Below are 14,965 nucleotides of genomic sequence, written 5' to 3' on the forward strand. Positions count from 1 at the left end.
TCGGTATGTTGCTTTACAACCGACGGCTGTATGGAATCGAGTCAGAACGTATTCCATACAGCCGATATGTTTGCAGAGATGCAATCTCTGATGGTGAAGGTCAGATGCGGGTATTACTTGTCATCGCCATATTCCCAGGCGGTTTCGTCCCAGTCAAACTCTTCGTCGTCATCTTCGAGTTCGGGAGCGGTCTCATCCTCGGGGAGCTGGAATATGAATTCATCTTCTTCGCGTACGCGATGATGTCCGTCGAGCGGCCGATGGGTGATTGTAGCGTTTTCGATACGGTTGCTTTCATCGTTTATGGCGCTCCAGAGCATGTCTTTCAGTGTGTTTATTCCCATACCGGATACGGCAGATATGAATACATGCGGAAGGTCGTCGGGTAGTTCGCGCTCCATCTCTGCTATGAGCTCATCATCAAGAAGGTCGGACTTGCTGATGGCGAGTACTCTGGGTTTGTCGACGAGGTCGGGGTTGAACTGTTCGAGTTCACGAAGCAGAATCTCATATTGCTCGCGGATGTTGTCGGCATCGGCAGGCACCATGAAGAGCAGTACGGCGTTGCGTTCGATATGACGCAGGAATCGGAGTCCGAGTCCTTTCCCTTCGCTTGCCCCTTCGATAATACCCGGTATGTCGGCCATCACGAATGATCTGTTGTCGCGGTAGCTCACAATACCCAGCTGAGGCTCCATGGTAGTGAACGGGTAGTCGGCAATCTTTGGTCTGGCTGCAGATATCGCCGACAACAGGGTTGACTTGCCGGCATTGGGGAATCCTACCAGACCGACATCTGCAAGCAGCTTAAGCTCCATGATTATGGTTTTCTCGATAGCTGGCTCTCCTGGCTGCGCGTAGCGTGGAGTCTGGTTTGTGGCGCTTTTGAAATGCCAGTTGCCCAGGCCGCCACGACCACCTTTGAGGAGCTTTATCTCCTCGCCGTCGTTGGTTACCTCGCACAGAAATTCTCCCGTTTCCGCGTCGAATACCACTGTGCCGCAGGGTACTTCGATAGTCTTGTCCTCACCGTCTTTGCCCGAACTGCGGTTGCCGGTGCCCGAACTGCCGTTGCCTGCGAATACATGGCGCTGGTATTTAAGCGGTAGCAGGGTCCACATGTTTTTGTTGCCACGGAGTATGATGTGGCCGCCTCTTCCGCCGTCACCGCCATCAGGACCTCCTTTAGGGATGTATTTCGCACGATAGAAATGGCGCGATCCCGCACCTCCTTTGCCTGAACGGCAAAGAATCTTTACGTAATCTATGAAATTGGACTCAGCCATGACAGATATACTTTATAATTTTAGTTATAAGGAGTAAGCCCGGCCCAAAGTTCATTGGCGAGGGCGTCACTAAACCGTAAATTTCCCGGAATTCATGAACGATGTAATTCAGGATGCCGGGGATGAGGCGCATGAGTTTTACGGCTAATACGGTACAAAATTAACCAAAAATCCTGATTTAATTATGCTGACTGAACTTTATCGACATAAAATCATTAAATTAGCATATAATTTAGCCTCAGATGAAGTCAATTTATGCTATAATTTCCATATCGGGCATTGTCGGTGCGACACTTGCCTCTTGTGGGGGGTCGACACCTCAGGGCAATGTCATCTATCAGTCGGATGAGTTTTCGGTATATACCGACAGTGTGTGCCAGGATGGATATAAGGCTTATGCTGTGAGCCCGTATGAGATAGTTACTGACTATAAGAGTACGGAGGAGGGCACGATATCAAAACTATTGCATTTCCGTCTATCAATCAACAGTCGCGACAATGAGTTGCCCGGTGGTGTGTCGCATACGGTAGAGGTAGGCGCCGATACCGTGTTTACTTTCGGCGAGGCGCTCCATGAAGTGGATTCTCTGAAGGCTAAAAATGCACATCTGGCGCATGATACCAGATGGACTCTTAAAGTGAATATGAACCCTGTGTTCGACAGCTTCAAGAGGTATGGATATTATGTGACACCTACCAACGACACTATATACAAGGACGATTTCAAGGGTGTATGGGTGGCAGGAGACATACCGCCTCTTACATGGGATTTCGAAAACCTTCATGCACGCCCGGCACAGCAGTTGAAGGACAAGGGTAACGGCATATATGAGGTGACGCTGACTTTGAATCCGGACAGTGCCCGTCGCGCAGATTCCGGACACTGGCATATTGATTCGCTTGACGTGAAGTTTCCGACATATTCCTCGAACCAGACGCTTGTCAACGCTCTCAATAATATGGCCATGCATGAGATTGCCTCAAACAAGCGCTCGGACGGCACATACCGCGCCGGTAAGGAGTGGGATGGAGTATGGACCCGCGATATAAGCTATTCGGCATATCTGTCGCTTGCTTTGATTGACCCTTATGGCACATGGAAGTCGCTGAAGTCGAAGTTGAAAGACACGCCCGACGGCAAGGTTATCGTGCAGGACACCGGCACGGGCGGCTCCTGGCCTGTGAGTTCCGACCGTGTGGTATGGGCTATGGCCGCCTGGGAGGTATACAAGGCAACCGGCGATAATGAAATTCTAAAAGAATCACTCAAGGCTATAGAGAATACCCTTAATGCCGATATGAGAGTGGTGTGGAATCCGGATTTCAAGATGATGCGCGGCGAACAGTCGTATCTCGACTGGCGCGAGCAGACTTATCCGCGCTGGATGCAGCCCAAGGATATCTATGAGTCGATGTGTCTGGGGACGAATGTGATGTTTGTCGAGGCTTTCAGGGTGCGTGACGCTATGATTGAGGCTCTTCCGGACGATGATGTGGCTCCGCTATGGAACGGCATTGACAGCGAGATATCCAATGCGATAAATAATAATCTGTGGATTCCCAATCTCGGATATTATTCGGAATATCTCTATGGAGGGGTATATCCTATACAGTCGCAGGCTACCGACAACCTCGGACAGGCATTGGCGATACTTTTCGGAGTGGCCAACGACGATATGGCCCGCTCAATCATTAGCAAGACCCCTTATACCCCTTACGGCATATCCTCGGTATATCCGCAGTTGCCGGATATTAAACCTTACCATAATGACGCCGTATGGCCTTTCGTGCAGGCTTACTGGAATCTGGCCGCAAAAAAAGCCGGCAACATGGCGGCGTTTGAAAAAGGGTTTGCCTCGATGTGCAGGGCTGCGGCATTGTTTGGCAGTCATAAAGAGCTTTTTGTGGCGTCGAACGGTGATTACAGCGGTGCAGCCGTCAACTCCGACGCACAATTGTGGAGTTGTACCGGTATGGCGGGTATGATAATGAGAGTGATAATGGGCATAGAACTTAAGACCGACGGCATGTACTTCAGTCCGTTTGTCCCGTCGTCTCTTACCGGGCCAAAAACTCTCACCGGACTGAAATACCGCGATGCTACGCTCACCATTCAGGTCAACGGTACCGGCAATCAGGTGAAATCGTTTACAATCAACGGCAAGGAATCATCGGATTTTATGCTTCCGGCCGATACGGAAGGTGATGTCGAGATTGTGATAGAGATGGCCGGCAACACTGTAGAGAAACAGTCGGTAAACAATCAGCCACAGGCATGGATGCCTTTGACTCCGGAAATCAACTGGAACGGCCTGCAGGGTGAGATAAAAAACTATACTGAAGGAGTAGAATATGAGGAGTATATGAATTCCAACATGCTGCAGGAGATATCAACATCTTCAATAGCGTTTGTGCCGCAGGACAGCTATACTCTGATGGACGTGGTGCCGGTAAGTCAGGAACATTATGTGGGATATACCTGCAAGCCTTATGAGTATATCCCTGATGGTGCTCTTATCACAGTGCCGGCTTCCCGTATGGGAGTCGCCGGAACTGAGCTTATCGCTGACAGAAAGAGGGCCTCACAGTTTGTTGAAACTTCAAAGAAACGTAACAGACGTATGGATTTTTCTGTAACAGTCGACGACAGTGGCGATTATTTTGTAGATTTCCTCTATGCCAACGGTTCGGGCCCTGTAAATACCGACAACCGCTGCGCGTTGCGTATCCTGTATGTCAATGATGCGGAGGCGGGAGCTATAGTGATGCCTCAGCGCGGCAGTGGCGAGTGGATGTCGACCGGATTGTCGAATATGTTGCGTGTGAAACTCCGCAAGGGGAGGAATGACATGTCTCTTCGTCTGGATATGGATAATATGAATGGAGAGGTCAACCGAGCGCTTATACGTTATGCGCGAGTAATCCGTGTGCAATAATCGAGGCCGTTGTACGTACTAATATCAGTTACTCATTATTGCGTATGATGAATTAGCGCTACTTGCTATTATGAAACGTATAGGACTTCTTTCAGATACCCACAGCTACTGGGATGACAGGTATGCCCTGCATTTTAAGGATTGCGACGAGATATGGCATGCCGGTGATGTCGGCGACATGTCTATAATCCGGCGTCTTCTTGAGGTGGCTCCTACAGTAAGGGCTGTGGCCGGTAATATAGACCATGGCGAGGTGCGCCGCAAATGTCCGGAAATGATGGCTTTTGAGGTGGAGGGAGTGCGTGTACTGATGACTCATATAGGTGGATATCCCGGCAAGTATTCGACAGGAATCAAGCAACTCTTAAGGGAAAATGGTACGCGCCTCATGATTAGCGGACACAGCCATATTCTGCGTGTAAAGTATGATCATGAACTGGAATTGCTGCATATCAACCCGGGTGCGGCCGGGGTGCATGGCTGGCAGCAGGTGCGCACTCTTGTGCGATTTACTCTTGACCATGGTGCTCCTCGCGACCTGGAGGTAATAGAACTTTCAAAAAATTATACACAAAGATGAAAATATATCATATGCTGGCAACCGCGGCAATCGTGGCTGTGCCATTTGTGTCGTGCAAGACAAATGAAGCCAATTATAAGGCTGCTTACGAAGCTGTAAAGGAAAAGACTGAGACGGATTCGGGTATCGAGGGTACCATATATGAAAAGATACGCAAGGAGTCTGTGAATTCGCATACGGTAATCGGGCGTGACACAGTGCCTACAGTTACTGTGGCTGTTAAGTGTGTGAAAGGGGTGTCGCTCCCGGCAGATATAAAGTCTTACAATATTGCTGTGGCTCAGTTTAAGCAGGTGTTTAACGCTCGCTCGCTTATGGAGCGTCTTCGTGGTTACGGCTACAATACGGCTACGCTGGTAGAAACTGCCGAGCCGTTATATTATGTGATTGCCGTAACTACCGATTCGGCAGAAGAGGCGGGGGCCGCATATGAGATTGTCAAGGCCGACAAACGTGTATTTTCAAAGACGCCTTATCCGTTGCTTTTGCGTCCGCAGCGTTATCCATTGGCGGAATAGATGTAGTCAGCCGGCTACTGTACACACCATGCGCCGCATTATCAGCCATTCTGATAATGCGGCGCATGGTGTGTATAAGGACTATGGAAAAATCAGGCGTTTGCTACAGAGCGGTTGAGAGATGCCCTGCGCGACTCGGCAATGCGGTTGGCCATGGCTACGGCTTTGGTTATGTGGTCGCAGATGTGGTCGTGGCCTACGAGGTCGTCGATATGGCTCTTGATGAGGGTCTGACGTACTTGGTCGTTGACACCTGACAACACGATATGTATGCCTACTTTCTGCGAGGAGCGAATCAGCAATTCGAGATTGTGCACACCGGTTGCGTCGATAAAAGGCACACGGCGCATGCGTATGATACGTACTGCCGGTACATTGCCCATCGAGGTGCGCATCATTTCGTCGAATTTTGTAGCGACACCGAAGAAGAATGGACCGTCGATTTCATATACTTCCACACCCGGTGCTACGTCGAGCACTTCATGGGCTGTGGCCTCGGTGCCTTCGGCTACATCAAGTTGCTCGGAGTAGACACGTATCTGCGTGTTTTCCATGACTCGGCGCAGGAATAGGATTATGGCCAGAAGCAGTCCGATTTCGATGGCGATGGTGAGATCGAATATCACAGTAAGGAGGAATGTGACTACCAGTACCGATATGTCGCTTTTGGGCGCTTTGAATATGCCGACTACAGTGCGCCAGCCGCTCATGTTGTATGATACTACAATAAGCACGGCGGCAAGACATGACATCGGCACAAGGTTAATCAGAGGCATCAGGAAAAGGAATATGAGCAGCAGCACGAGAGTGTGCACGATTCCCGCTACCGGTGTGCGGCCTCCGTTTGTGATGTTGGTCATTGTGCGGGCGATTGCACCTGTCACCGGTATACCTCCGAAGAACGGTACCACGATATTGGCTATGCCTTGTCCGATAAGCTCGGTGTTTGAGTTTGTACGCGAACCTGTCACACCGTCGGCAACAGTGGCCGACAGCAGCGATTCGATAGCGCACAATATGGCGATTGTGAAGGCAGAGGGGAGGAGGAGGTTGATGGTGTTCATCGAGAGATCGAAACCTTCCGGTGTGGGGATGTCGGTCGATAGAGCTCCGAAACGGTCGCCTATAGTCTCTACATGTATGCCCGGGACTGCATTGCTTAGGATATATACCACAGCGGTAATCAGCACGATTGCTATGAGTGAGCCCGGCAGTTTTCGCGATATTTTAGGAGTTATGATGATAACTGCCAGAGAAGCGAGTCCTACACCCAATGTCACGGGATCGATATTTCCGAAGTTGGCCAGGTATACACCCCATTTAGATAGAAATTCGGAAGGTACGTCTGTCAGTCCGAGTCCGAAGAAATCGTTAATCTGAGTAGAGAATATCGTCAATGCGATACCGCTTGTAAAGCCTACCACGATAGGATAGGGTATAAACTTGATGACCGTGCCAAGATGGAAAAGCCCGAGGAGAATCAATATCATTCCGGCCATGAGAGTGGCTATTGCCAGCCCTTGCAGTCCGTAGTTCTGAATGATTGAGTATACAATCACGATGAAAGCTCCAGTAGGGCCTCCAATCTGCACGGAGTTGCCTCCGCAAGCCGATACAAGGAAGCCTCCGATAATGGCAGTGATTAGGCCGATTGTAGGGCTTACACCGCTTGCTATACCGAATGCTATGGCGAGCGGCAGGGCTACGATGCCTACCACGATGCCTGCAATAAGGTCGTCCTTGAAGCGTGAAAGAGAATAATTGGATAGTGTGGATAGTAACTTCGGTCGGAAGTCAATTGTACCTGATAGATTCATCTTTGCACAATAAATAAGTGATAATTGGTTGGTTGTGTGACGAATATCTCTATTCGCCGCGGAATGAGAGTGCAAAGGTAATGAAATGTTTTATTATTTTAAGTGTATTTTTATGATTTTAACATTGCTCATGCGGGTGAGTAATACATGGCGGTATTTATCGTGGAAAGTGTCAGCGGTCAAGTGTGTAGGTATATACGATGCCATCGGCGGGGGAGGAGTATTCAAGAACAATACGTTTTGAGGAGAATGACACTATATCAAGCAATGATACGGATGCGGGAAGATGTGTGGCCGGTAGTGGCGCATATACGTCCGTGCCGGAAGGACGTTCTAGGTCGCTGTGGCTGAAATTCAGTTCGAGTTGATTGTCAGAAATCTGGCGCCATGTACCGAACGAGTTTATGTACTCGTGGTGTGGATTTATCTGAATCATGTTTATTACCGTGGACTGGAATTTCCATGTAATGGTGGATGTAGAATAATCTGTGACCGGAATTCCGTCGGCTTTGATTGAGGTCATCGTCCACGCTCCGAACCATGGGCCTATGTCGCCGTTATTGCGTGTGCATGCGGTTGCCGCAAGCAATATCATTGCAAGCAGGATTATTGCCGGGTTATGTGTTGAAGTTTTTTTATTTGCCATGATTGCCGAGAGTGAAAGATCCGGTGTAAGTAAGAGATATTGCTCCTCCGATGTTGTTTCCAATCATATCTCCGTGGTCCATGGCCGCTATGGCCGAGACTTTCAGTCCGGGAACATTGCTGACATGCCATGCTGCTTCGAGCATCCATGAGAAGTCATGTACTTTGTGGGCTCTCGGTGCATAGTAATCGCCCCATCCTTGTCGGTAGGACAGCATTACTCTGTAGTCGAAATTCGATGCAAGCCATCCTTTTGCCGCCATATGGAAACCTCTGACACGGGTGTCGACGTAGCACATGTATCCGTCGCGGTTGTATATCGTACCGGGAAGAAATGGGGTGCCGAGTCCCATGCCGAAATATGTATAGCCGTTGTAGTTTGCATTGTTGTAATATGAGTCGGAACCGGTGGCTTCGTCAGTGATTGTTGTGCCCGGACGGTCATGAGGCGCCCAGTGTGTCGGACCTGACTGGTTGGTGAAGTCGAGATATTCGATTACAGCTCCGCTGATTATGCTTCTCGGGGATGCGGCCACATATTCTATGCCCCAGATTCCGTCCCATCCGTTGCGGCGTCCGATGCCTGAGCCGTCTTCCCAGGGCCACTGGAAATATGCTTTCAGCTGATGTCCGGACGGCATTTGCCACCTGGTCATTAAATCCCATGAGCCGAGATGGTTTCCGCGCCAGTATCCTTCGCCGGAGCTTGGCAGAAGCATTTCGAGAGTCTCCCAGAGATTTACATGGTCGACCAATGAATAACCGAAGTTGCCGCCGAAATAGTGTCGGATGTTGTAGCCGAGCTGACATGCAGCCTGCATGCCGAATGTTACGCTTACCGGAAGCGACGGTTTGGTACGGAAGTATAGCCGTTTATAATTGTACCACCAATTGGTGTTTATGAATGAGGAATAGTAGTTGTAATGGTCCTCAAGCCATCCGCTGTCAGTAGGCCGGCCATAAAATATCTCGCCTGAAATCTGTAGTGCTCCACGTGTAAATGGAATGTCGACAAATCGCCATAATCCGAATGATACTCCCGGCATCGGACGCGCGTTTATGCCGCGTGTGAAGTCGCCGCTCGACAGGGAGTCGTTGAGGATGGCCGAGGGATATTCTTTGAGTCCGACGATAGCAAATACACTACGGTATCTTATGCCTGCAAACAGTTGCTGTATATGGGCTGCCGACGGGCGCAGATCACGTTCGATCCAGCTTTTCGACGATTGTTGGTAGCGGGCATAGTCTGTTGCCGAAGATGCCTGCGCTATTATGTCGGCACCGGCTGTCCAGCTCCATCTTGCAGTTGTGTTCCATTCATGCTTTAAGGCACCACGCACCATTATCGATGATGGCTGGGTTGTCACTCCGTAGCGGTTCGACATTATACCGTAAGGCGCAAAATCTCCGCTTCCGGCATTGAGCCATATCTCGCCTCGATAGTCGACAGAAGTCTGCGACAAGGCTTTATGGGCCGGAGTGGCGGCGATTAAACCGGACAAAAGACAATAAATACCTATGTTATGTGATATTTTCAAACCGTAAAATTATAAACAATATAGAGTCAACGGCAGATGGGTCAATTCTTTGAATATCAAAATACGGATTCTTGCCGTTTTTGCTTAATCCGGATTCGGGCACTGAGGGCCACCTGATGTAACGATATTGTTATCCCTCACATTAATAACAGTATAATCCGGCATGAAGTTTACGCTTCATTGTTGCGGAAAGAGTAAAGTAATGGCCGTTACTTATCTTCCGGAGATGGATTTATGGGGATAAAGGTGCCGATATGTCGTCCTTTTTTTTCCTCAAATATCTCGTCGATAACAAAGAAGATGCCGCTTTCCTCGACGTTGCCGAACTCGTCGTTTATCGCGGTCCCAAACATTCTCATGGATGGCGACAGACTCATATATGCGTTGACCAACGGAGGGATATTGTATCCGTGGTCGCGGATGGCTTTGTTGAGAATTTTATAGTCATCCTTGAATGTGTCGTGGATGAAGAGCTTGCGCATTGCCTCGTTGTCCATATGTGTGGTAAGAGGGGTCATGGGCCACACAAGACGATCAGGGTCAGGGAAGTGTTTTGTAAGGAAATACAGAATCATGTTGCGGCAGTCGGCATTGTAGCTCGGATACATGGTCACCTTACCGAAGAGATAACGCATGTCGGGATATATTACCGTCAGCGCGCCGAGACCGTCCCAGAGATTGTCGAGGGCATACAGTGCCTTTACGCCTACGCGTGTAGTCTGATATTCAAGTCTGACAAATGAGCGGCCAAGTTCGATTGTATGAGGTAGGTAATCTTTCAGAAATCGCTCTGAGAAAGAGAACATGTGGCTTGTGGCGATACGAGGCATGCCGTCGGGGCGCATCTTTATCTCGTTGCCGGGTATGAAGCGGTATCCGCCGATTATCTCTCGGGCCTCCGGATCCCACACTACCAGTTGGCGGCATGGAGGCTCCATTGTGTCAAATTCATCGATATCACAGTCTTTGCCGGTTCCGCCCCCGGCCGCACGAAAGGCGATTTCTCTGAGTCGTCCGACCTCGCGCATTACGTTGGGCGCCGAAAAGGCGTCGATGATATATATCTTGTTGCCACCCTTGTTGGTGTCGCGCAACAGCCTGTCGGGAGTGAGTTCCATTTCGAGGAGCTCTACAGGTACAGGGTCAATCACATTCTGATTGGTCGTCGTCATCATCAGGTAGGAATGGTTGATTGCTTAAACTATATAATATCTTTTTTATTTTCTGCGCCTGTCGTGAGGCTTTCCGTCCGCCTTCAAGCGACTGCCATGCGATGGGGTCGCCGACAACCAGCCTGAAGCATGCGTTGCGGCTGCGGAATATCTCGCGAGGGAGATACATCATCTCGAAATTGAACCGCAGGCCGATTCTAAGGCGGAATTTTGCAAAATTATAAAAAAACGGCGAATTCTGCGCATCAAAATATACAGGAATTATATCGCGTTCATACTGAATGGCTTTATTGACAAACATTTTGTGCCATTTCAGGTCGCTGATTATTCCATTGCGGCGTTTGCGACTTACCAGCCCGGCAGGAAACATTATTATCGGGGTGTTGCTGCGGAACACGGCGTCGATGTCGGTGGAGGAGTGGCGCGACTGGCGTCCGTAGAGATTTACCGGCAGGAATATGTCCTCCAGCGGTTTGATGACCGTAAGTATGTCGTTGACTATGAAATGTATGTCGGGTCCATAGGTCGCGGCTGCCCAATGTATCATTGTGATTCCGTCGAGAGCGCCAAGCGGGTGGTTGCACACGATTATCACTTTTTGCTTGGCGGGGTCGGGCAGTGTGCCTTCAGTAGTGTATTTTACATTGAGGTCGCGCAATACAGATCCGCAGAACTGAGCATTGCGTGTACCTTTTGTACGGTCAAGGATTCCGTTCAGTTCATCCTGGCAGATGGTTTTTTTCAGCCAGTTGATGGCACACCGCGGAATAAAGCGCCTGTAGCGTGGAAGCCTGGTGTTTATAACGGCTTCTACGTCGACATGGAGCGAGTCGGTAGTGGGCTCCTTTGAATCTTCATTCTGGACATTCATGGCGCAAAGTTACTCATTTGCCGATATATCATAAAGAACATCGTGCATTTTGTGTGGGTGCGCACACGAGTGAGTATCTGTCAGAATAGCGATAACTGCACAGATGCGGCGGTAGGCGCAAGCATAAGCGAGCGGGCGAGAGTCCAGCCCTGGGTGCTGTTGCGTAGCCTTACATTCACAAGGCCGATACATCCTGCGGCAGCGTTACGAATCTGACGCAGGAGATCGGTCATTGTGGTCATGCCGCTGAAACGATAGGCGGCGATTTCCCTCCCATGCTGTGAGAGGGTGGCATAAATTATGTCGGAAGTGTGGATAGCGCCCATATTTGCAGTATTTTAGATTGATACTGCAAATGTATTTCCGAGGGTGGGCGACTATGATGTACTGCTGTGTTAATAAATGATAAATCAGTTGTGCTTTTTGCTGTGGAACAGCCGAATCAGTTCGCCAATCCACAATACCGACGATGTAGTGGTGATGATAATCACCCAGTCGGTCAGCTTAAGGGGTACGACGTTGAAGAATTGGCCGCCGATTTCTATAATAAGAATCTGACCGGCAAATATGGCGCCAGCTATAGCAATGAATCCTCCACACCCTTTCATATGCAGTGCCGAACGTCCGGTGGCGAATGCGCGTGCATTAAACATGTTCCAGAACTGCAGGAAGACAAATGTGGTGAAGAACAGACTGAGTTCGTAAGGGTCCAGGCCTTTGTTGTCAGGTATGAATCCGGCATGTAAAATATCGGTCAGAGAGTCGATGTCGATATGCTCCATGTACCACATTAGTCCGAATAGGAATATGAAGAACAGGAGGCCGGTGCTTATTATACTCTGCCACATGGCGCGGTTGATTATGAACGCAGTGCGCCGGCGCGGGGCCTCGTCCATAACTGATGCCGATGGTGGCAGAGATGCGAGAGCCATGGCCGCGAATGTATCCATAATCAGGTTTACCCACAGCATCTGGGTTACGGTAAGCGGTGACTGCAAACCCATGAATGCCCCGGAAAGCACAATGAGGCAGGCCACGATGTTTACCGTCATCTGGAACATTACAAATCGCTGTATATTACGATATAGAGAGCGACCCCACATCACGGCTCTTCCGATTGACGAGAAAGAGTTGTCGACGATGGTGATGTCGGAGGCTTCCTTGGCCACTGATGTGCCGTCGCCCATCGACAGTCCGACATGTGCGCTTTTCAGTGCCGGGGCGTCATTGGTGCCGTCGCCTGTTACTGCCACCACTTCATTATTGGCCTGAAGAGCCTCGACGAGACGTTTTTTGTCGAGCGGACGTGCGCGGGCTATTATCTTTAGGCTCTTGACACGCCGGCGCAATTCTTCGTCGGAGAGTTGCTCAAATTCCGGGCCTGTTATTATGTTGCTTTCGTTGTCGGATGACTGCCACAGGCCGATCTGTCGGCCTATCTCCTTGGCGGTGGCCGGGGTATCGCCGGTGACTATTTTTATCTGTATTCCAGCGCGGATTACATCCGATACAGCATCGGGAACATCCGTTCTGACAGGGTCGGCTATGGCCACTACGCCGAGGAATGTCAGGCCCGAGGTGTCGAGTCTGGTGCCATCGATTGGGTTGGCTCCGTCGGCTACTTTCGCACATGCGAATGCCAGCGTGCGCATGGCGTGGTTTTGGTATTCCGACAATATGTGTTTTACATTGTCGGGTGTGGCTGTCAGAGGGTAGTCGGTACACATGTCATAGACAATCTCCGGAGCTCCCTTTACGTGCAGCATGCGCTCTCCCGAGGGATTTTCCACAAGTGTAGCCATGAATTTGCGCTCGGTCGAGAAGGGAATTTCCGCGATGACGCGCATGCTTTCCTTTATTTGTGTGAAATCGATGCCTGCCTTGTTGAGCCACAGCAGCAGGGCTCCTTCGGTGGGATTGCCAAGCACTTTTGGTGTCTGAGGCTCTGACATGTCGAGAAGTGCGGTAGAGTTTACGGCGATACCCTCTCTGATAAGGCTGAGGGCGTCGGTGGCGAATCTCTTTTCTCCAAGTCCGAAGAAAGTGATGTCGGCCACCTGCATACGATTCTGCGTCAGGGTGCCGGTCTTGTCGGTGCATATCACAGTCGTGGCGCCCATTGTCTCGCATGCATGCATCTTCCTGACGAGGTTGTTGGTGCGGAGCATACGGCGCATAGAGTAGGCGAGCGACAGAGTCACGGCCATGGGCAACCCTTCGGGTACGGCCACTACCACCAGCGTGACGGCAATCATGAATGTCTGTAGCAGGTATGCTATGAAATGAATCCATTCAAAATCGGCTGTCAGCGAAGTGAAATACATGATTGTTCTTCCAATCACCACCAGTGAGGCTATGGTGTAGCTCACTCGGGTTATGAGTTTGCCAAGGCCATCAAGTTGCTCGTTGAGGGGAGTCTTTACCGAGTTGTCAATCTGGGAAGCTACAAACACGCGTCCGTTTTCGGTGTGGTCGCCGACGGCGCATACTTCCATCATGCCGTGTCCCTCCATAACTTTTGTGCCGCGCATCACATGGTCGGATGGGAATGTGGCGTCCTTGTCAAACTGAGCAGGGTCTGTGGTCTTGTGGGCAACCGGCTCACCGGTGAGAGTGGATTCGTCGACATTCATCGACACTGCTTCAAGCAATATTCCGTCGGCCGGTATCTCTTCGCCGGTGTTGAGTATCACGATGTCGCCAACAACGACCTCTTTACGCGGCACTGTTGTGGCGCTTCCGTTGCGAATCACTTGCACCGGCTCATCGTCGTTGACCTGGTTGAGCAGGGCAAACTCGCGGTTGGCTTTTACTTCGAAGAAAAAAGCGAGTCCGGTGGCGAGGATTATGGCTATGAATATGCCTACAGGCTCGAAGAATACGCCGGGCCCTTCGTCGAGCATGGTATATTCGTATATTGAAATTCCTATCGACAGGATTCCTGCCACGCACAATATTATTATAAGCGGGTCGCTGAATTTGTCGAGAAACTGTCGCCACAGAGGTGTTTTCTCCGGTGGTGTCAGTATGTTCATGCCATGTTGGAGCCGGCTTTGTTCTACTTGATTGTCTGTAAGCCCTTTCGGGTGAGTGATGTTATTCATGTCAGTGTGAATCACAGGGTGGATGAGTCGTTGTGTCAATTGGCTTGATTAAGAATCGGACGTGTCGCTTCGAGTATGGGCAGATTGGTTTCTGTGGGCACATATATTACCGTCTTGTTGCTGAGGTCAGACTGCTGTCGTACCCAAAGATACTGTATGTATGTGGGTGTTATCGATCCATTCTCTATGCGTATGGCTTCGGCAGCGCCTTTTGCGCGTTCTATCTCGGCCTGCGCGTTCAGCTTTTCAGCTTCGAGATTGGCGCGTGCTTCCTCGATTTTTATCTTGCGGTTCTGCTCGGCTTTGGCGAATTCGGCCTTTCCGGCCATTTCCTGTTGCCATACATTGTACCAGGGCACCATGAAAAGCATGGCCACTATAAATACGGCGATACATACTATTGCGATTACTGCTTTTTTTACTATCCCTTGAGGGAGCTGAGGCTGATTCTGTGTGTACATGCTGTTTCTGATTGTAGTTCCATAAGTTATGAAAGTG

Annotated in this window: 12 protein-coding genes; 3 read left to right on the top strand and 9 right to left on the bottom strand. The window is 50.0% G+C overall.

All coding sequences use genetic code 11. From position 1 onward, the window contains the following. Positions 1 to 113: 113 nt before the first annotated feature. Complete coding sequence (gene obgE, locus ADH68_RS09380; protein ID WP_068961043.1) at positions 114 to 1,286, bottom strand: GTPase ObgE; 1,173 nt, start codon at positions 1,284 to 1,286, stop codon at positions 114 to 116. A 242-nt stretch (positions 1,287 to 1,528) separates the two neighbouring features. Between obgE and ADH68_RS09385 the strand changes: the two genes are divergently transcribed. The 3 genes from ADH68_RS09385 (at position 1,529) to ADH68_RS09395 (ending at position 5,320) form a co-directional block, all read left to right on the top strand. Beyond that, complete coding sequence (locus ADH68_RS09385; protein WP_068961042.1) at positions 1,529 to 4,222, top strand: alpha-L-rhamnosidase-related protein; 2,694 nt, start codon at positions 1,529 to 1,531, stop codon at positions 4,220 to 4,222. A 70-nt stretch (positions 4,223 to 4,292) separates the two neighbouring features. Beyond that, positions 4,293 to 4,802: a metallophosphoesterase family protein gene (locus ADH68_RS09390; protein ID WP_068961041.1), complete on the top strand. Its 510-nt coding sequence runs from the start codon at positions 4,293 to 4,295 to the stop codon at positions 4,800 to 4,802. Beyond that, positions 4,799 to 5,320, top strand: a complete 522-nt coding sequence (locus ADH68_RS09395) for an SPOR domain-containing protein (RefSeq protein ID WP_068961040.1) — start codon at positions 4,799 to 4,801, stop codon at positions 5,318 to 5,320. Before ADH68_RS09390 ends, ADH68_RS09395 begins: the two co-directional genes overlap by 4 nt. 92 nt (positions 5,321 to 5,412) lie before the next feature. Here ADH68_RS09395 and ADH68_RS09400 read toward each other — a convergent pair whose 3' ends face one another. The 8 genes from ADH68_RS09400 to ADH68_RS09435 all read right to left on the bottom strand — a co-directional run bounded on the left by ADH68_RS09400 (position 5,413) and on the right by ADH68_RS09435 (position 14,838). Next, positions 5,413 to 7,137 carry a SulP family inorganic anion transporter gene (locus ADH68_RS09400; protein ID WP_068961039.1) on the bottom strand — a complete coding sequence of 575 codons (1,725 nt, stop codon included), beginning with the start codon at positions 7,135 to 7,137 and terminating at the stop codon, positions 5,413 to 5,415. A gap of 172 nt (positions 7,138 to 7,309) precedes the next feature. Beyond that, complete coding sequence (locus ADH68_RS09405) at positions 7,310 to 7,783, bottom strand: lipocalin-like domain-containing protein (RefSeq protein WP_068961038.1); 474 nt, start codon at positions 7,781 to 7,783, stop codon at positions 7,310 to 7,312. Further along, positions 7,773 to 9,284: a hypothetical protein gene (locus tag ADH68_RS09410; RefSeq protein WP_068961037.1), complete on the bottom strand. Its 1,512-nt coding sequence runs from the start codon at positions 9,282 to 9,284 to the stop codon at positions 7,773 to 7,775. Before ADH68_RS09410 ends, ADH68_RS09405 begins: the two co-directional genes overlap by 11 nt. Before the next feature lie 245 nt (positions 9,285 to 9,529). Then, entirely contained in the window at positions 9,530 to 10,495 is a 966-nt protein-coding gene (locus ADH68_RS09415) for a GNAT family N-acetyltransferase (RefSeq protein ID WP_232321353.1), read from the bottom strand. Beyond that, positions 10,464 to 11,363 (bottom strand): 1-acyl-sn-glycerol-3-phosphate acyltransferase, encoded by a 900-nt coding sequence (locus ADH68_RS09420; RefSeq protein ID WP_068961036.1) that lies wholly within the window; start codon positions 11,361 to 11,363, stop codon positions 10,464 to 10,466. The genes ADH68_RS09415 and ADH68_RS09420 overlap by 32 nt, the downstream gene beginning before the upstream one ends. Before the next feature lie 80 nt (positions 11,364 to 11,443). After that, the gene (locus tag ADH68_RS09425; protein WP_068961035.1) at positions 11,444 to 11,689 is read right to left on the bottom strand and encodes a hypothetical protein; all 246 of its coding nucleotides are present in this window, start codon (positions 11,687 to 11,689) and stop codon (positions 11,444 to 11,446) included. A gap of 84 nt (positions 11,690 to 11,773) precedes the next feature. Beyond that, entirely contained in the window at positions 11,774 to 14,467 is a 2,694-nt protein-coding gene (locus ADH68_RS09430; RefSeq protein ID WP_068961034.1) for a calcium-translocating P-type ATPase, PMCA-type, read from the bottom strand. A 35-nt stretch (positions 14,468 to 14,502) separates the two neighbouring features. Further along, the gene (locus ADH68_RS09435) at positions 14,503 to 14,838 is read right to left on the bottom strand and encodes a hypothetical protein (RefSeq protein WP_232321557.1); all 336 of its coding nucleotides are present in this window, start codon (positions 14,836 to 14,838) and stop codon (positions 14,503 to 14,505) included. Positions 14,839 to 14,965: the final 127 nt, after the last annotated feature.

It is taken from the genome of Muribaculum intestinale (genome assembly GCF_002201515.1).
Classification (GTDB): Bacteria; Bacteroidota; Bacteroidia; order Bacteroidales; family Muribaculaceae; genus Muribaculum; species Muribaculum intestinale.